At 73.5% G+C, this 18,104-nt stretch carries 13 protein-coding genes; 8 read left to right on the forward strand and 5 right to left on the reverse strand.

Annotation, left to right across the window (positions count from 1 at the left end):
* Window positions 1-143: 143 nt before the first annotated feature.
* Complete coding sequence (locus ACWF41_RS15825) at window positions 144-1,649, reverse strand: MFS transporter (RefSeq protein WP_380325742.1); 1,506 nt, start codon at window positions 1,647-1,649, stop codon at window positions 144-146.
* Window positions 1,650-2,046: 397 nt separating this feature from the next.
* Between ACWF41_RS15825 and ACWF41_RS15830 the strand changes: the two genes are divergently transcribed.
* From ACWF41_RS15830 to ACWF41_RS15850, 5 genes are all read left to right on the forward strand, one after another.
* The gene (locus tag ACWF41_RS15830) at window positions 2,047-3,564 is read left to right on the forward strand and encodes an MmgE/PrpD family protein (protein WP_380325745.1); all 1,518 of its coding nucleotides are present in this window, start codon (window positions 2,047-2,049) and stop codon (window positions 3,562-3,564) included.
* A 20-nt stretch (window positions 3,565-3,584) separates the two neighbouring features.
* Window positions 3,585-4,496, forward strand: coding sequence for a methylisocitrate lyase (gene prpB, locus ACWF41_RS15835; protein WP_380325748.1), 912 nt, complete (start codon window positions 3,585-3,587; stop codon window positions 4,494-4,496).
* Window positions 4,497-4,558: 62 nt separating this feature from the next.
* Complete coding sequence (locus tag ACWF41_RS15840) at window positions 4,559-5,713, forward strand: bifunctional 2-methylcitrate synthase/citrate synthase (protein ID WP_380325751.1); 1,155 nt, start codon at window positions 4,559-4,561, stop codon at window positions 5,711-5,713.
* Entirely contained in the window at window positions 5,710-6,501 is a 792-nt protein-coding gene (locus ACWF41_RS15845) for a class I SAM-dependent methyltransferase (protein WP_380325754.1), read from the forward strand. Before ACWF41_RS15840 ends, ACWF41_RS15845 begins: the two co-directional genes overlap by 4 nt.
* Before the next feature lie 75 nt (window positions 6,502-6,576).
* A complete protein-coding gene (locus ACWF41_RS15850) occupies window positions 6,577-7,203 on the forward strand; it encodes a CYTH domain-containing protein (RefSeq protein ID WP_380325757.1) in 627 nt (208 codons plus the stop codon).
* 3 nt (window positions 7,204-7,206) lie between these two features.
* Here ACWF41_RS15850 and ACWF41_RS15855 read toward each other — a convergent pair whose 3' ends face one another.
* The 4 genes from ACWF41_RS15855 to ACWF41_RS15870 all read right to left on the reverse strand — a co-directional run bounded on the left by ACWF41_RS15855 (window position 7,207) and on the right by ACWF41_RS15870 (window position 11,833).
* Window positions 7,207-7,902, reverse strand: a complete 696-nt coding sequence (locus tag ACWF41_RS15855; RefSeq protein WP_380325760.1) for a Type 1 glutamine amidotransferase-like domain-containing protein — start codon at window positions 7,900-7,902, stop codon at window positions 7,207-7,209.
* 420 nt (window positions 7,903-8,322) lie between these two features.
* Complete coding sequence (locus ACWF41_RS15860) at window positions 8,323-9,171, reverse strand: M15 family metallopeptidase (protein ID WP_380324942.1); 849 nt, start codon at window positions 9,169-9,171, stop codon at window positions 8,323-8,325.
* A 212-nt stretch (window positions 9,172-9,383) separates the two neighbouring features.
* A complete protein-coding gene (locus ACWF41_RS15865) occupies window positions 9,384-10,451 on the reverse strand; it encodes a hemolysin family protein (RefSeq protein ID WP_380324945.1) in 1,068 nt (355 codons plus the stop codon).
* A complete protein-coding gene (locus ACWF41_RS15870) occupies window positions 10,448-11,833 on the reverse strand; it encodes a hemolysin family protein (RefSeq protein WP_380347139.1) in 1,386 nt (461 codons plus the stop codon). Before ACWF41_RS15870 ends, ACWF41_RS15865 begins: the two co-directional genes overlap by 4 nt.
* Window positions 11,834-12,039: 206 nt before the next feature.
* Here ACWF41_RS15870 and ACWF41_RS15875 point away from each other — a divergent pair, with 206 nt between their 5' ends.
* From ACWF41_RS15875 to ACWF41_RS15885, 3 genes are all read left to right on the forward strand, one after another.
* A complete protein-coding gene (locus ACWF41_RS15875; protein ID WP_380324948.1) occupies window positions 12,040-12,786 on the forward strand; it encodes a response regulator transcription factor in 747 nt (248 codons plus the stop codon).
* Window positions 12,786-13,925 carry a sensor histidine kinase gene (locus ACWF41_RS15880; protein WP_380324951.1) on the forward strand — a complete coding sequence of 380 codons (1,140 nt, stop codon included), beginning with the start codon at window positions 12,786-12,788 and terminating at the stop codon, window positions 13,923-13,925. Before ACWF41_RS15875 ends, ACWF41_RS15880 begins: the two co-directional genes overlap by 1 nt.
* Window positions 13,926-14,218: 293 nt before the next feature.
* Window positions 14,219-18,046 carry a multifunctional oxoglutarate decarboxylase/oxoglutarate dehydrogenase thiamine pyrophosphate-binding subunit/dihydrolipoyllysine-residue succinyltransferase subunit gene (locus ACWF41_RS15885; RefSeq protein ID WP_452182846.1) on the forward strand — a complete coding sequence of 1,276 codons (3,828 nt, stop codon included), beginning with the start codon at window positions 14,219-14,221 and terminating at the stop codon, window positions 18,044-18,046.
* Window positions 18,047-18,104: the final 58 nt, after the last annotated feature.

The raw sequence follows: 18,104 nt of genomic DNA on the forward strand, positions 1-18,104 counted from the left end.
CCGCTTGCGCGAGCAAGAGGAGCCCCGGCGTCTCTTGACAACTCGCTCCTTTTTCCGTTGCTTCCCTGCCTTGGCCGCCATATTCGGTCGTCGTCCCGCGACGGGACGACGACCGATCGCTACGTCAGGCTCCGGCCGACGCCTCAGTGCGCGGGGACCAGGCCCGGCATCGCGTCGAGGTCGAGGTCCGGGTTCTTCTCCTGCGTCCTCACGAGGGCCTTCGCCTCGGCGCGGGTGTCCACCGACGGCATCGAGCCCGGCAGCGGCTTGCCCGCGCTCTCCTTGACGAAGCACACGGCGACCGCGCCGACGACGGCGAAGCCCATGAGGTAGTAGGCCGGCGCCATGCTGGAGCCCGTCGCCTGGGTCAGCGACTCCACGATGAGCGGCGTCGTCCCGCCGAACACCGCGAGCGCCACGTTGTACGCCAGGCCCATCGAGCGGTAGCGCACGGCCGTCGGGAACATGGCGGGCAGCGTCGCCGCCTGGACGCCCACCATGCACGCCACCGGCACCGCCATGAGGCACAGCCCCAGCAGCGTGGACCACACGTGGCCCAGGGCCAGCAGAAGGAACGCCGGCGCCGCGAGGACGGCCAGGGAGCCCGCGCCGAACCACAGCAGGGGGCGGCGACCCACCCGGTCGCTGACCGGGCCCGCCACGAGGATCATCACCGCGAGCAGCACCAGCACGGGCACGGTCAGCAGGGTGCCGGACGTGGCGTCGTAGCCGAGCGTGTCCGTGAGGTAGGTCGGCATGTAGCTGGTGAGCGCGTAGCCGGCCGTGTTGGCGACGGCCACGAGCACCATCGCGACGGCGAGCGGGCGCCACTGCGAGCGCAGCGTGACGTCGGCAGCGGCGGCGGGGGCCTCGGCCCCCTGCTCCTTCGCGGCCTCGGCGGCGACCTGCTGCGCCTGGAAGGCCGGGGACTCCTCGATCTTCAGGCGGAACCACACGGCGAACGCGCCGATCGGGCCGGCGACCAGGAACGGGATACGCCACCCGCCGTCGAGCATCGCCTGCTGGCCCAGCGTCACCTGCAGCACCGTCACGACGACGGCGCCGAGGGCGAATCCCAGGTAGCTGCCGAAGTCGAGGAACGAGGCCGCCCAGCCGCGGCGGCGGTCGGGGGCGTGCTCGGCCACGAACGTCGTGACGCCGGCGTACTCGCCCCCGGTCGAGAAGCCCTGCACCAGCTTGAGCAGCACGAGCAGCAGCGGCGCGACGACCCCGAGCACCCCGTAGGTGGGCAGCAGGCCGATGAGGAACGTCGAGCTGGCCATCATCACGAGCGTGAAGGCGAGCACCTTCTGGCGACCCACGCGGTCGCCGATGCGGCCGCACACGATGCCGCCGAGCGGGCGCGCCACGTAGGTGGCGGCGAACACGCCGAGGGAGAAGAGGATCTGCACGCCGGACGAGGCCTGCGGGAGGAACACGGCACCCATGGTGACGGCGAGGTAGCCGTAGACGCCCACGTCGTACCACTCCATGAGGTTGCCGACGGCGGTGCCGCCGATCGTCTTCTTCAGCATGGAGTTGTCGACGACGGTGACGTCGTCCACGCGCAGCCTGCGGCGCGCGGCAGTGTCGGCCGCGACGGGCGCGGGGGTGTTGCCGGTCTGTTCCTGGGGAAGTACGGCGGTCATGTTTCCTTCCGTGGCCGGCGCAGCGGCACGCGGTGTGTCGCAGCTGTCCGACCCGTGACAGGGAGCCGGCGTCCACCCCGGGGGGCGGGCGCCGAGCCCGAACATGGGCGGCCACGTTACCGACTCTTGACTCGATATCAAGTTCACTGGGGCAACCATGGCCCGCAGGGAGCACCCGGCCCGACGCCGTCACCAGCGACGACACCGTTCCTTGACACGTCGTTCGTGAAGCCCGCCACAGGGCCCCCGAGGAGGTTCGCGGCGGGCCGCAGGCCGCCCTCGTTGGACCCTGTCGCCGCCGGGCGTTACGTTCTCGGGGCAGCCCGGAGCACCGGGCGGCGACGACGCCGGCAGCCGATGCCTGCCCGCGATGCCTGCAGCCGGAGGACTCCCCCGCATGATCGACCACGAGGTCCGCGTCTACCGTTCCGACGAGCCCCTGCCGCGCACCGGGCAGCTGGCGTGGAAGATCGCGGAGGTCGCCGCCGAGCAGCTCGAGCCGACGCCCGAGGTCACCGACATGGTGATCAACCGCGTCATCGACAACGCGGCCGTCGCGACGGCTTCCCTGGGCCGTGCACCGATCCTCGCGGCCCGCGCGCAGGCGGAGGCCCACCAGGTCTCCCGCGGCGGCGCCGGCGCCACGATCTTCGGCTCCCCCGAGCGCACGAGCCCCGAGTGGGCGGCCTGGGCCAACGGCGTCGCGGTCCGCGAGCTCGACTACCACGACACGTTCCTCGCGGCCGAGTACTCCCACCCGGGCGACAACATCCCCCCGCTGCTCGCCGTCGCGCAGCACCTCGGCCGCAGCGGCGCCGACCTGCTGCGCGGCGTCGTCACCGGCTACGAGATCCAGGTCGACCTGGTCAAGGGCATCAGCCTGCACGCGCACAAGATCGACCACGTGGCCCACCTCGGGCCGTCGGCCGCGGCGGGCCTCGGCACGCTGCTGGGCCTGCCCGCCGAGACGATCTACCAGGCCGTCGGGCAGGCGCTGCACACCACCACCGCGACCCGGCAGTCGCGCAAGGGTGAGATCTCCACCTGGAAGGCCCACGCCCCCGCGTTCGCGGGCAAGATGGCGGTGGAGGCCGTGGACCGCGCCATGCGCGGTCAGACCTCGCCCAGCCCGATCTACGAGGGCGAGGACGGCGTGATCGCCTGGCTGCTCGACGGGCCCGACGCCCGCTACACCGTGCCGCTGCCGGCCGCGGGCGAGGACCGCCGCGCCATCCTCGACACGTACACCAAGGAGCACTCGGCCGAGTACCAGGCGCAGGCGTGGATCGACCTCGCGCGCCGCCTCGGCACCGAGCGACCCGAGCTGCGCGACCCGGCGAACGTCCGGTCGGTCGTGCTGCACACCAGCCACCACACGCACTACGTCATCGGCTCCGGCTCCGGCGACCCGCAGAAGTACGACCCGGCCGCGAGCCGCGAGACGCTCGACCACTCGATCCCCTACATCTTCACCGTCGCCCTGCAGGACGGCGCCTGGGACCACGTGGCCAGCTACGCCCCCGAGCGCGCCGGGCGCCCCGACACGGTGGAGCTGTGGCGCCGCGTCACGACGGCCGAGGACGCCGAGTGGACCCGGCGCTACCACTCGGTCGACCCGGCCGAGAAGGCGTTCGGCGGGCGCGTGGAGATCGAGCTCGCGGACGGCTCGCGCGTCGTGGAGGAGATCGCCGTCGCCGACGCGCACCCGCTGGGCGCCCGCCCGTTCGCGCGCGAGCAGTACGTGGCGAAGTTCCGCACCCTGGCTGCCGGCGTGCTGGCCGACGAGGAGGCCGAACGGTTCCTCGACGTCGCCCAGCGGCTGCCCGAGCTCACCGCCGCCGAGCTGTCCGGGCTCACCGTCACCCCGCTCGCCGACGCGCTGGCGGCGCACCCCGTCGCGCCCGGCATCTTCTGAGGACCTCGAGGGAACCCGCCATGCTCTACTCGTCCACCACCCCCGCGGCCAAGCGCGCGGCCTTCCGCGAGCGCCTGCGCTCGGGCGACCTGCTGCAGCTACCGGGCGCCTTCAACCCGCTCGCGGCGCGCCTGATCCAGGACAAGGGCTTCGACGGCGTGTACGTCTCGGGCGCCGTCGTCGCCGCCGACCTGGGGCTGCCCGACGTCGGCCTGACGACGCTCACCGAGGTCGCCGGCCGGGCCGGCCAGGTCGCCCGGATGACGGACCTGCCGACCCTCGTGGACGCGGACACCGGCTTCGGCGAGGCGATGAACGTCGCGCGCACCGTGCAGGCGATGGAGGACGCGGGCGTCGCGGGGATGCACGTCGAGGACCAGGTGAACCCCAAGCGCTGCGGCCACCTGGACGGCAAGCAGGTCGTGGACGAGCCGACGGCTCTGCAGCGCGTGCGTGCCGCGGTCGCGGCCCGTCGGGACGAGAACCTCCTGGTCATGGCACGCACCGATGTGCGGGCCGTCGCGGGCCTGCCGACGGCGATCGACCGGGCCAAGGCGCTGGTCGACGCGGGAGCGGACGCGATCTTCCCGGAGGCGATGCGCGACCTCGCCGAGTTCGAGGCCGTCGCGAACGCCGTCGACGTCCCGGTGCTCGCCAACATGACCGAGTTCGGCAAGTCCGAGCTGTTCACCACCCGCCAGCTGTCCGACGCGGGCATCGCGCTCGTCATCTACCCGGTCTCGCTGCTGCGCCTCGCGATGGGCGCCGCCGAGCGCGGCCTGGACGCCCTGCGCGCCGAGGGGTCGCTGGCCGGGCAGGTGGAGCACATGCAGACCCGGGCCCGGCTGTACGAGCTCGTGGACTACGCCGGGTACTCGTCGTTCGACACGGGCGTCTTCGACTTCACCCTGGACGACAACCTGCACGGCTGACCGTCGCGCCCACGCACCACGAACCGCAGCACATCGCAGCACATCGCAGCAAAGGAGCATCGATGACAGAGCACACCGGGTCCGAGCCGGAGGTCCGCCGCGGGCTGGCGGGGGTGGTCGCCGACGTCACGGCCATCTCCAAGGTGGACCCCGAGACGAACTCGCTGCTGTACCGCGGCTACCCCGTGCAGGACCTCGCGGCCACGCAGTCGTTCGAGGCCGTCGCCTGGCTGCTCTGGCACGGCGAGCTGCCCACCGCCGACGAGCTCGCGGGCCTGCGCGCCACCGAGCGGGAGCACCGGCCGCTGGCCGACGACGTGCGCGCCGCCATCGACCTGCTGCCGGTCACGGCGCACCCCATGGACGAGCTGCGCACCGCGGTCAGCGTGATCGGCGCGCGGGAGGCCGCCGGGCTCACCGCCCTCGAGGCCGCCGCCGACCCGGAGGTCAACCTCGCGCGCAGCGTGCGCCTCTTCGCCGCGCTGCCCGCCGTGGTCGCCTACGGCCAGCGCCGGCGCCACGGCCTGGAGCCGGTGGCCCCGCGCGACGACCTCGACTACTCCGCGAACTTCCTCTGGACGACCTTCGAGGTCGAGCCGGACCCCGTGGTCGTCGACGCGTTCAGCCGATCGATGGTCCTGTACGCCGAGCACTCCTTCAACGCCTCGACGTTCACGGCGCGGGTCATCACGTCCACGCTGAGCGACCTGCACTCCGCCGTCGTCGGCGCGGTCGCGGCGCTCAAGGGGCCGCTGCACGGCGGCGCCAACGAGGCCGTCATGGAGACGCTCGCCGAGATCGGCTCGGCCGACCGGGCGGCGGCCTGGCTCGACGACGCCCTCGCCGCCAAGCGCAAGATCATGGGCTTCGGGCACCGCGTCTACAAGCACGGCGACTCCCGCGTGCCGACCATGAAGGCCGCCCTCGACACGCTGGTCGAGCACTACGACCGCGCCGACCTGGGCGCCCTCTACGACGCGCTCGAGGCCGAGTTCGTGGCGCGCAAGGGCATCTACCCGAACCTCGACTACCCGTCGGGCCCGGCCTACCACCTGATGGGCTTCGACACGCCCACGTTCACGCCGCTGTTCGTCGCGGCCCGCGTCACCGGCTGGACGGCGCACGTGATGGAGCAGCAGGCCTCGAACGCACTCATCCGCCCGCTGTCGGCGTACGTGGGCCCCGAGCGCCGCGAGGTCCCGCCGGCGGCGTCGTGACGCCCGGCGGGCGGTCACCGGCCGGCCACGCCTCGTCGTTCGGCGAGGCGGCCGACGCCTACGCCGCGCACCGCCCCGACTACGCGCGGGCCGCGGTGCGCTGGGCGCTCGAGCCTGCTCCCGGCCCGCGCGTGCTCGACCTCGGTGCCGGGACCGGCAAGCTCACGGCCATGCTGCTCGACCCGTCGCTCGTCCCAGGCGGGGACGTGGTGGCCGTCGAGCCCGACCCCGCGATGGTGGCCGAGCTGCGACGGTCGACCCCCGGCGCCCGCGCCCTGTCCGGCAGCGCCGAGGCGATCCCGCTCCCGGACGGCTCCGTCGACGCGGTGCTGGCGGGCAACGCCCTGCACTGGTTCGACATGGCCGCCGCTGGCCCGGAGATCGCTCGCGTGCTCGTCCCCGGCGGCGTCCTCGCCGGCCTCTGGAACCTTCTGGACGACGGCGTCGAGTGGGTGGCGGGGCTCGCCCGGGTCGCAGGGAGCGCCGTCGTCGGGCCCCGCGACACGCCTGCGGCATGGCGGGTCGCGACGTCCGACCTGCTGCCGGGCCCGGCTGCCGGGCCGTTCGGCCGGACCGAGCGCGCCGAGCTGCCGCACGAGCAGCGCCGCACGGCGGACTCCCTGGTCGCCACGCTCGCGACGCGCGCCGGGGTGCTCGTCATGCCGGACGCGGAGCGGGCGGCGACGACCGGGCGCATCCGCTCCTACCTGACCGGCCGGCCGGAGACGGCGCGCGGCGAGTTCGCCCTGCCGATGCGGACCGGCGTGCTGCGCACCCGCCGCCGCTGAGCACCCCCTGCGGGCTTCCCCACGCGCGCGGACGCGGTGCCAGTCGGGTCAGCGCGGCGCACTAGGCTCGCAACCATGTCTGCCGACTACTCCGACTTCGAGTTCGAGCGCCGGTTCTTCGTCCGCGAGCTCCCCGACGCGCTGCGCGACGCGCCCGCCCTCATCGTGCAGTCCTACTTCCTGTCCGACGGCGGGTACGCGCTGCGCGTGCGCGTGCAGGCCACGGGCGTCGAGGCCCGGCTGGGCGCGGACAGCGACGCGCGCGACGTGCTGGAGCTGTACGGCTCCCGCGTCGACTTCGCCGCCGTCACGGTCAAGGGCCCGTCCGTCGGCGGCACCCGGTACGAGGCCGAGCGCCAGCTCGACCCGCTGGTCGGCGTCGAGCTGGTGCGGCGCGGCGGCGCACAGGTCATCAAGACGCGCTACGCGGCGTGGCTCGGCGCGGACGGCTGGTCGATCGACGTCTTCGGCGGCGCCAACGCGCCGCTCGTCGTCGCGGAGTGCGAGCGCTCGGGCCCGGTCACCGACCTGCAGATCCCCGACTTCTGCGTCACGGAGCTCACGGACGACCGCCGGTTCTCCAACGAGTCCCTCGCCGTGGACCCGTTCCGCGGCTGGTCCGCCGCCTACGCGCAGGAGCTCGCCGCCCAGGGCCCCCGCTTCCGCGACGACTTCGGCGGCAACACCACGCTCACGACCTGAGCCTCACGGCCCGGGGTCCGCACCCGCGACGGCGACCGCGAGCCGGTCACCGGGTGCACGGTGCTCGACGCCGGACGGCGAGACGACCGTCAGGAACCCGGAGCCGACGACGGTCGCGCCGTCCGACGTGCAGTGCAGGCCGACGGTCTCCGGGATCCCGAGGACCGTCGTCCCGTGGCGGTGCGCCCATCGTTCCGCCGACTCGAGATGGTCGACGTCGAAGTGGGGCAGGATCGTCGCCCCCTCGACCAGGCCGAGGCCGTCGAGGTCGGTCAGGCCCGGTTCGTTGGGGTCGTGCCCGTCGGCGATCGCGATGCTCTCGCAGGCCAGGACGGCGCCCGCGCTCCCGCCGTAGTAGTCGCCGCCCGATCGCCAGAACTCCCGCACCGCGGGGACGAACCCGTGCCGACGGACGTGGTCGAGCAGGCGGAACGTGTTGCCACCGCCGACGAACAGCACGTCTGCCGTCGTCAGCTCCGTGGGCGAACGACCCGCGAGGCTCTCCCAGGTGTCGAGCTCGAACGGCACGCCGAGGGCGGAGAGACCTCCCCGCAGCCAGGCGTCAGCCGTCGGCACCGTCGCCGGCGGGAGCGCGAACGGCCAGTAGACGATCCGCGCCGTGCGTCCGCCGAGCATCTCGCACCACAGCTCGCGCTCGTCCTCGGCGCTACCGCACCCGAACCACAGGTCACCGTGCATCGGCGGATCCTACGCGCCCGCCCGCCGGCGCGGCGCTCAGCCGAAGCCCTTCCCCAGGGCACGTGGACGCGACCGCACGTGACGACGGAGCGGGGCGGCCGAGGTCCTTCGCGCGGTCGTATCCCTCCCGAAATGGAGCGCCGCCAGGGGCGCGTGAACGCGACCGCGTGGAACAGCCGAGCGGGGCGGCCGAGGTCCTTCGCGCGGTCGTATCCTTCCCGAAGTGGAGCGCCCCCAGGGGCGCGTGAACGCGACCGCGTGGAACAGCCGAGCGGGGCGGCCGAGGTCCTTCGCGCGGTCGTATCCCTCCCGAAATGGAGCGCCCCCTGGGGCGCGTGAACGCGACCGTGCGAAGGACCTCGGCCGCCCCGCGGACCCAGCCACGACAGCGCTCGGGAGGGCGTGCTCAACAGAGGGCACTCAGTGCCAGAACGAGACTTCCTCGACGCCCGGCCGGTACTCGAAGTGCCAGGGCTCGTAGTTGCCGGAGCCGCCGCGCTGAGCCCACGGCGGGTTCTCCCAGCCGTACGCCGGCCCGTTCTCCCACAGCCAGCCGTAGACGTCGCTGGTCCGGTACTCCTGCCCGCACAGGTCGATGGCGAGCCCCCAGCCGTGCATGGAGGACCCGGGCACGGCGGCGAGGTAGCCGCGGCTGGCCTTGACGGCGTACTGGGTGGACAGCGAGCGGTAGCTGGCGACGAGGCACAGGTCGCGGCCGAAGCGGGCGCGGAAGGCGTCGTTGAGCCCGCTCAGCGCGACGGCGGCGTCGGCACGGAGCTCCTCGCCGTCCTGCCAGATGTCGCAGAGGGAGTGGTCGGCCAGCTCGCCGTTGCTGCCGTCGATGGGGGCGTCCGGGTCGCAGTCGGGCAGCGGGCTGCGCTCCGCGCTGCGGCTGGCGGCGGCGGCCTCGACGCGGGCGTCGCGCGGCGCGGCGGCGATCGCGCGGGAGGTGCGGGGGGTGTCGACGCCCTGCTCGAGGAGGGCGAGGGTCGACGGGCCGGTCGGCTGCGTGTCGAGGTCGAACGGGGTGCTGCCGTGGCCGGCCTGCGCGTCGGTGACGAGCGGGGCGGCGATGGTGGCGGCGGCGAGCGAGCCGAGGACGGTCAGGCGGGTGACCCAGGTGTGGCCGGCGGGGGCGGCGTGCCGGCCGGCGTCCCCGCGCGACGGGGCGCGTTTGCGGGGCTTCTTGCCGGCCCGGGCGAGCTCGGCCTCCCGGATCTCCCGGCGTGAGCGCGGCGCGGCTGCGTCACCGTGCGACGTCGCCTCCACAGCACCTCCGCGCTCGTACCGGACGGCCGCCGTGGCCGCCCGGACACCTCCGGACCCGAACACGGACCGCCCGTCGCCGCGTGTCCTGCACGCGGCCGCGAGGGCGATCCGTCACGGAACCATAACGGGGTCGCGCTCCCCCGCCAAGTCCCGGTCCACAGCGTGGTTGCCCGCGGCGCCCGCCCCGCGGCGTGGGAGGGTGTCCACCCTGCTCAGGGCCGCCGCTGCATGGCGTCCCGGACCTCGCCGACGAGCTCCTCGAGGATGTCCTCGAGGAAGACGACGCCGAGCACCCCGTCGGGGCCCTCGACGCGCGCCAGGTGGGCCCCCGAGCGCTGCATGGCGCGCAGGGCGTCCTCGACCTCGTCGTCCGGCCGCACCGACGCGAGCGCCCGCACCCGCCACGCGGGGACGGGCTCGAACCGGTCGCCGTTCGACGCGTAGAGCACGTCCTTGAGGTGCAGGTACCCGCGCAGCTCGCCGCGACCTTCGGCGTCGCCTTCCTCGCCACCCGCGCCGCCGCGCACGGGGAACCGGCTGTAGCCGGTGCGCGCGACGAGGTGCTCGACGTCGTCGGGCGTGGTCTCGGGACCCACGACGACGAGCTCGTCGACAGCCACCATGACGTCCCCGGCCGTCCGCGACGAGAACTCGATCGCGCCGGCGAGCAGGCCCTGCTCGTCCTGGAGCACCCCCTCGGCCTGGGAGTGCTCGACGATCGACTGCACCTCCTGCGCGGTGAACGCGGAGGCGACCTCGTCCTTGGGCTCGACGCCGGCGAGGCGCACCGCATGGTTGGCGACCCAGTTGAGCGCGGAGATCACCGGGCGCACGGCCCGGCCGAGCAGCACCAGGGGCGGCGCGAACCAGAGGGCCGCGGTTTCGGGGCCGGCGACTGCGAGGTTCTTCGGCACCATCTCGCCGAGCACCACGTGCAGGTACACGACGATCGCGAGCGCGAGGACCAGCGAGACCGGGTGCAGCAGGGTCTCCGGGACACCCAGGGCCTCGAACGGCACCTCGAGCAGATGCGCCAGCGCGGGCTCCGCGACGATGCCCAGGCCGGTGGAGCAGACGGTGACGCCGAGCTGGGCGCACGCGAGCATCAGCGACACGTGCTCCATGGCCCACAGCGCGGTGCGGGCGCGTCGGTCCCCCGCCTCGGCCCGCGGCTCCATGGCGCTGCGGCGCGCGGAGATGACGGCGAACTCGGCGCCGACGAAGAAGGCGTTGCCGGCCAGGAGCAGCACGCCGACCAGCAGGGCGGTCCCGGTGGTCATCGGCCCTCCCCCCGTGCGTCGGCGCCGGGGCCGCCGTCGGGCGGGTCGGCGACGACGCGCAGGCGCTCCACGCGCCGCCCGTCCATCGCCTCGACGCGCAGCAGCACGTCCCCGCAGCGGACCTCGTCGCCCCGCTCGGGGACGCGGCCCAGCTCGGCCATGACGAGCCCGCCGAGCGTCTCGTACGCCGGGCCCTCGGGCACGACCAGGCCGGCGCGCTCCTCGAGCTCGTCGGGGCGCAGCACGCCCGGCACGACCCACGAGCCGTCGGTGCCGCGCACGACGCCTGCCCGGCGGGGGTCGTGCTCGTCGGCCACGTCACCCACGAGCTCCTCCACGACGTCCTCCAGGGTGACGATGCCCGACGTGCCGCCGTACTCGTCCACGACGACGGCCATCTGCAGGCCCAGACCGCGCAGCTCCACGAGGAGCGGGCCGAGCCGCACCGTCTCGGGCACGCGCGGCGCGTCGACCATGAGGGCGGCGGCGGGCACCTCCTCGCGCCGGTCGTGCGGGACGCCGACGGCGCGGCGCAGGTGCACCAGGCCCACGACGTCGTCCCGGTCCTCGCCGATCACGGGGAACCGCGAGTGTCCGGTGCGGCGCGCGAGGGCGACCACCTCGGCCGCGGTGGTGTCGCGCTCGACGACGGCCATGCGCATCCGGTCGGTCATGACGTCGCGGGCGGACAGCTCGTCGAGCTCGAGGGAGTTGGTCAGCAGGGTCGCGACCGACGGGTCGAGCGTGCCCTCCTGCGCCGAGCGGCGCACCAGCGACAGCAGCTCCGACGACGAGCGGGCCCCGGAGAGCTCCTCGCGCGGCTCCACGCCGACCCGGCGCAGCAGCGCGTTGGCCGAGCCGTTGAGCACGACGATCAGAGGACGGAAGATCATGGTGAACACGCGCTGCACGGGGACCACGAGCCGCGCGGTGGCGTGCGGGGCGGACAGCGCGAAGTTCTTCGGGATCAGCTCGCCGAAGAGCATCGAGAACGCGTTGACGACCACCAGGGCCAGCACGACGGCGAGCACCGCGGCGACGCCCTCGCCCAGCGCCGTCGCGGCGAACGCGTCGGAGAACAGGGACAGCAGGGCCGGCTGGGCGGTGTAGCCGAGCAGGATCGTGGTGATGGTGATGCCGACCTGCGCGGAGCTCAGCTCCGTCGACAGGTGCTTGAGCCCGGCCCGGACGGCGCGGTCCCGACGGTCCGGCGGGCGCGGCGCGCCCGTGCCGCCGCCGGGGCGGGGACTGTCGCCCTCCTCGTCGTCGGCCCCGAGGACGGCCGGGTCGAGGGTGACGAGGGAGAACTCGCTGGCGACGAACACCGCGGTCCCCGCGGTGAGCACGACGCCCAGCACGATCATGAGCACGTCGCCTAGCACGAGCGGCCCCGGTGGGTGCGGCGCGGCGGCACCGAGCGGTGCGGCGGCAGGGTGGCCAGGCGGATCGGCGCGGGCGGCCGCGCGCTATATCGGCTCTCGTCCATCGTGCTCCGATGCTATCCGGCGGGCGGCCCGTGGCGAGTCGGCGTCCATCCCGGACAGCGTGTGCTCAGCGCTCCCCCAGGGTCGCGGTGCAAGATGGCACCATGACCACCGCGACCCCTCCGAGCACCCCGGGCACCTCGGGCACGTCGGGCCAGCAGAACGCCACCGTGCTCGTCGTCGAGGACGAGCCCGCGATCGCGGCCGCCATCGCGCAGCGGCTGTCCGCCGAGGGCTGGCGGGTCGAGGTCGCGCGCGACGGCCTCGCCGGCGTCGACGCCGCCTCCCGCCTGCAGCCGGACGCCATCGTGCTCGACGTCATGCTGCCCGGCATCGACGGCCTGGAGGTCACGCGCCGGATCCAGGCGGACCGCCCGATCCCGATCCTCATGCTCACCGCCCGCGACGACGAGACCGACATGCTGGTCGGCCTCGGCGTCGGCGCGGACGACTACATGACCAAGCCGTTCTCGATGCGCGAGCTGGTGGCCCGCGTCAAGGCGCTGCTGCGCCGGGTCGAGCGCGCCCAGCAGGCCGCGGTCACGACGCCGGCCGACCCGCCCATGGTCATGGGCGACGTGACGATCGACCGCGCGCAGCGGCGCGTGCACCGCGGCGGCGACGAGGTGCACCTGACGCCCACCGAGTTCGAGCTGCTGGTCATGCTCGCCAGCTCGCCCAAGACGGTGCAGACCCGCGAGCGGCTCCTCGCCGAGGTGTGGGACTGGGCCGACGCGAGCGGCACCCGCACCGTGGACTCGCACATCAAGGCGCTGCGCCGCAAGCTCGGGCCCGACCTGATCCGCACCGTGCACGGCGTCGGCTACGCCTTCGAGCCGCCGGAGTCCTGATGGACGCCGGACCCGGCGCGCCGGACGACGCACCCGGTCCCGCGCCGCGGCGCAAGGAGCACCACCGGCTGCCCGACGTCCGCCCGCTCGACCCGCTGCGGTCGCTCAAGACCAAGCTGGGCGTGCTGGTCGTCGCGACGGTGACTTTCGCCGTCCTCATCACGTGGATCGGGCTGCAGAACGAGCTCGGCCCCACGCGGACGCTTCCCCTGGCGATCTTCCTGTCCCTGGTCATCGTGCAGCTCCTCGCGCGCGGCATGACGTCGCCGCTGCGGGACATGACGGCGGCCGTGCAGGCGATGGCGGCGGGCGACTACTCCATCCGCGTGCGCGCCACGAGCCGCGACGAGGTGGGTCAGCTCGCCGAGGCGTTCAACGTCATGGCGGCCGACCTGGACGCCTCCGACCGCGTGCGGCGCGAGCTCATCGCCAACGTCTCGCACGAGCTGCGCACGCCCGTCGCGGCGCTGCAGGCGCAGCTGGAGAACATGGTGGACGGCGTCACGGAGCCCACGCCGTCGGCCCTCGAGCTGTCGCTGGAGCAGACGGAGCGGCTCACCCGGCTGGTCACGTACCTGCTGGACCTGTCGCGCGTGGAGGCCGGGGCGTCCGCCCTCGTCCTGAGCGAGTTCTCCGTGGGCGACTTCCTCGAGGAGACGGCGCAGGCCATGTCGATGGTCGACGCCGCCAAGGGGCTGAGCTACGTCGTGGACGTCACGCCGCCCGACCTCACGCTCGAGGGCGACGTGGAGCGCCTGCGCCAGGTGGTCACCAACCTCCTGCAGAACGCGATCCGGCACTCGCCGCACGCCGGCACCGTGCGCCTGGACGCCTATCCGGTGGACGACGACGTCGTGCTCGAGGTGAGCGACGAGGGCCCTGGCATCGCCCCCGAGGACCGGGGCCGCATCTTCGAGCGGTTCGCCTCCGGCGCCGCTGCCGGCCGCCCGCACGCCGCGCCGCCCGCCGGCATGTCCAGCGGCGGCACGGGCATCGGCCTGGCGATCGTGCGCTGGGCGGTCGACCTGCACGGCGGGCACGTCGAGGTCGCCGACACGGCCCGGGGCGCCACGATGCGCGTGACCCTCCCCGCCCAGGCCCGCCCCGCGCCCGGCGTCACGACCGAGTCGGACGACTGACGGTCGCCTCGCGCACCGACGTGACGTTGCTCACATGCTTCCGTCACACGGCGGCCGGAATGGTGCGCCCATGACGCCGGACAACGGAGTCATCGGGTCGACCCGAGGAGTCGTTGCCCCCCGCATTACCGGACGGTCACGATGCCGCGCCGGGAGCCCCGGAACGGCCGTCTGGAGCCGCTGGCCCTCCCCGGCGGCGCGCCGCGAAGGGCATAGGCTGGGACCTGCGCGCGGCACCGCCGTGCGTATTTCCGGCGAACGAGTGCAACGGTGTGAAAGTGGGCGATCCGCGCGTGGTGTCCCCGAAGGACGGGTCAGAGTCGATCAGCGTGGCGAGCGCGTTCGGAGCCAACGAATGGCTTGTCGACGAGCTCTACGAGCAGTACCTCAAGGACAAGAACGCGGTGGATCCCGCGTGGTGGGACTTCTTCGCCGACTACGAGCCCGGTGAGCACAACGGCGCGGCCGCCGACGCAGCGCCCGCGCAGCCCGCGGCCCCGGTGACGCAGGCGCCCGCGCCGGCAGCGCCCGCCGCGCCCGCGGCCCCGGCCGCGCCGGCGCTCACCCCCGCCACCGTGAGCGGGTCCGGCACCGCGGCCGCCGAGGCCGCCAAGTCCGAGCGGAAGGCCGCGAAGCCCGCCCCGCTCCCCGCGGACCCCGAGGTGAGCGCCGTCCGCCCGGTCGCCGAGGCGCTGCCCTCGACCGCGCCCTACGCCGAGGTCGCGAAGGCCTCGCCGAAGGCCGCCGAGGAAGAGGCGACCGACGACGTGCAGAAGCTGCGCGGCCCCGCCGCCCGCGTCGTCACCAACATGGAGGCCTCGATCGAGGTCCCGACCGCGACGTCGGTGCGCGCCGTGCCCGCCAAGCTCATGGTGGACAACCGCATCGTCATCAACAACCACCTCGCGCGCGGCCGCGGCGGCAAGATCTCGTTCACCCACCTCATCGGGTTCGCGCTCGTCGAGGCGCTGTCCGACATGCCGGTGATGAACGCGCACTACGAGAGCATCGACGGCAAGCCGCACGTCGTGCAGCCCGCGCACGTCGGCTTCGGCCTCGCGATCGACCTCGCCAAGCCCGACGGCACGCGCCAACTCCTGGTGCCGAGCGTCAAGAAGGCCGAGGAGCTCGACTTCGCCGGCTTCTGGGCCGCCTACGAGGACCTCGTGCGCAAGGCGCGCGGCGGCAAGCTCGGTATGGACGACTTCGCCGGCACCACGATCTCGCTCACCAACCCGGGCGGCATCGGCACCGTGCACTCCGTCCCGCGCCTCATGGCCGGGCAGGGCACGATCATCGGCGTCGGCGCCATGGACTACCCGGCGGAGTTCGCGGGCGCGTCCGAGGAGCAGCTCGCCCGCATGGGCATCTCGAAGGTCATGACGATCACGTCGACCTACGACCACCGCATCATCCAGGGCGCCCAGTCCGGCGAGTTCCTCAAGGTGCTCGCGAACAAGCTGCTCGGCCTCGACGGCTTCTACGACCGCGTCTTCGCGGCCCTGCGGGTGCCGTACGAGCCGGTCCGCTGGGTGCGCGACAACACGGTGGACGCCGACGTCGAGGCCGCCAAGCCGGCGCGCATCGCCGAGCTCATCCACTCCTACCGCTCCCGCGGCCACCTCATGGCGGAGACCGACCCGCTGGCCTACCGCCAGCGCAAGCACCCCGACCTGGACATCCAGAACCACGGCATGACGCTCTGGGACCTGGACCGCCGGTTCCCGACGGGCGGCTTCGGCGGCAAGACCAAGGACACGCTGCGCGACATCCTCGGCCTGCTGCGCGACTCGTACTGCCGCACCATCGGCGTCGAGTACATGCACATCGCCGACCCGGCCCAGCGCAAGTGGCTGCAGGAGCGGCTCGAGTCGGGCTACGCGCGCACGCCGCGCGAGGACCAGCTGCGCATCCTGCGCCGCCTGAACTCCGCCGAGGCGTTCGAGACCTTCCTGCAGACCAAGTTCGTCGGCCAGAAGCGCTTCTCGCTCGAGGGCGGCGAGTCCGTCATCCCGCTGCTCGACGCCATCCTGTCGAAGGCCGCCGAGGGCGGGCTCGACGAGGTCGGCATCGGCATGGCGCACCGCGGTCGCCTCAACGTGCTGGCGAACATCGCGGGCAAGAGCTACGGCCAGATCTTCAAGGAGTTCGAGGGCCAGCTCGACCCGAAGAGCGTGCAGGGCTCCGGCGACGTGAAGTACCACCTCGGCACCGAGGGCGTCTTCACCGCCGAGTCCGGCGCGACGACCAAGGTCTACCTGGCCGCGAACCCGTCGCACCTCGAGGCGGTCGACCCCGTGCTCGAGGGCATCGTGCGCGCCAAGCAGGACCGCATCGACCTGGGCGGCGACGGGTTCTCCGTCCTGCCGATCCTCATCCACGGCGACGCGGCCTTCGCGGGCCAGGGCGTGGTGCCCGAGGTGCTCAACCTCGCGCAGCTGCGCGGCTACCGCACCGGCGGCACGATCCACGTGATCATCAACAACCAGGTGGGCTTCACCACCGGGCCGTCGTCGTCGCGCTCCACGACCTACGCGACCGACGTCGCCAAGGGCTACCAGGTCCCCGTCTTCCACGTGAACGGCGACGACCCCGAGGCCTGCGTGCGCGTGGCCGAGCTCGCCTTCGCCTACCGCGAGCAGTTCGACCGTGACGTCATCATCGACATGGTCTGCTACCGCCGCCGCGGGCACAACGAGGGCGACGACCCCTCGATGACGCAGCCGCTGATGTACAACCTCATCGAGGCCAAGCAGTCGGTGCGCAAGCTGTACACGAAGAACCTCGTGGCGCGCGGCGACATCACGGTCGAGGAGGCCGAGCAGGCGCTGCAGGACTACCAGTCGCAGCTCGAGCGGGTCTTCACCGAGACCAAGTCGGCCGGCACCGCCGCGACGCCCGACGGCGAGGACGAGATCCTCGGCCTCGAGCGGCCCGAGTCGCAGCGCGAGGGCGCCGGCGACATGGTGGGCTGGCAGACGGCCGTGCCGCACGCCGTGCTCGAGCGCGTGGGCGGCGTCCAGGTGTCGGCCCCCGAGGGCTTCACGGTGCACCCGAAGCTGGCCCAGATGCTCCAGAAGCGCCAGCTCATGGCCAAGGAGGGCGGCATCGACTGGGGCTTCGGCGAGCTCGTCGCGTTCGGGTCGCTGCTCATGGAGGGCACCCCGGTGCGCCTCGCCGGGCAGGACTCGCGCCGCGGCACGTTCGTGCAGCGCCACGCCGTGCTCCACGACCGCAACACCGGCGCCGAGTGGACCCCGCTGCTGTACCTGGCGGGCGACCAGGCGAAGTTCTGGGTGTACGACTCCTCGCTCAGCGAGTACGCGGCCCTCGGCTTCGAGTACGGCTACTCGGTGGAGCGCCCGGACGCCCTCGTGCTCTGGGAGGCGCAGTTCGGCGACTTCGTCAACGGCGCCCAGACGGTCATCGACGAGTTCATCTCGTCGGCCGAGCAGAAGTGGGGCCAGAGCTCGTCGCTGGTCATGCTGCTGCCGCACGGCTACGAGGGCCAGGGGCCGGACCACTCGTCCGCCCGCATCGAGCGCTTCCTGCAGCTCGCGGCCGAGAACAACATGACGGTCGCGCAGCCGTCCACGCCGGCGTCGTACTTCCACCTGCTGCGCCAGCAGGCGTACGCCCGCCCGCGCCGCCCGCTGGTCGTCTTCACGCCGAAGCAGCTGCTGCGCCTCAAGGCCGCGGCCTCCAGCGTGGAGGACTTCACCACGGGCACGTTCGAGCCGGTGCTGCCGGACACGACGGTGGACCCGGCCCAGGTGGACCGCGTGCTGCTGAGCACGGGCCGGGTGTACTACGACCTGCTCGCCGAGCGGACGAGCCGCCAGGACACCCGCACCGCCCTGGTGCGTCTGGAGCAGCTCTACCCGTTCCCGGAGGAGCAGATCCGCGCGCAGCTCGCGCAGTACCCGAACGCCGAGGTCGTGTGGGTCCAGGACGAGCCGGAGAACCAGGGCGCCTGGTCCTTCCTGCACCTGGCCTTCCCGGAGGACATGCCGCGCGTGCGCGTCGTGTCCCGCCCGGCGTCCGCCGCCACCGCCCCCGGCACTGCCAAGCGCCACAAGGAGCAGCAGGAGGTCCTGGTCGCGCAGGCCTTCGACCGCTGACCCTGCCGAGGTAGTACAGATCTCGCCGAGGTAGTTCGAAGGGCGGGCCGCATCCGAT

The sequence above is a fragment of the Isoptericola sp. NPDC055063 genome (genome assembly GCF_053608125.1).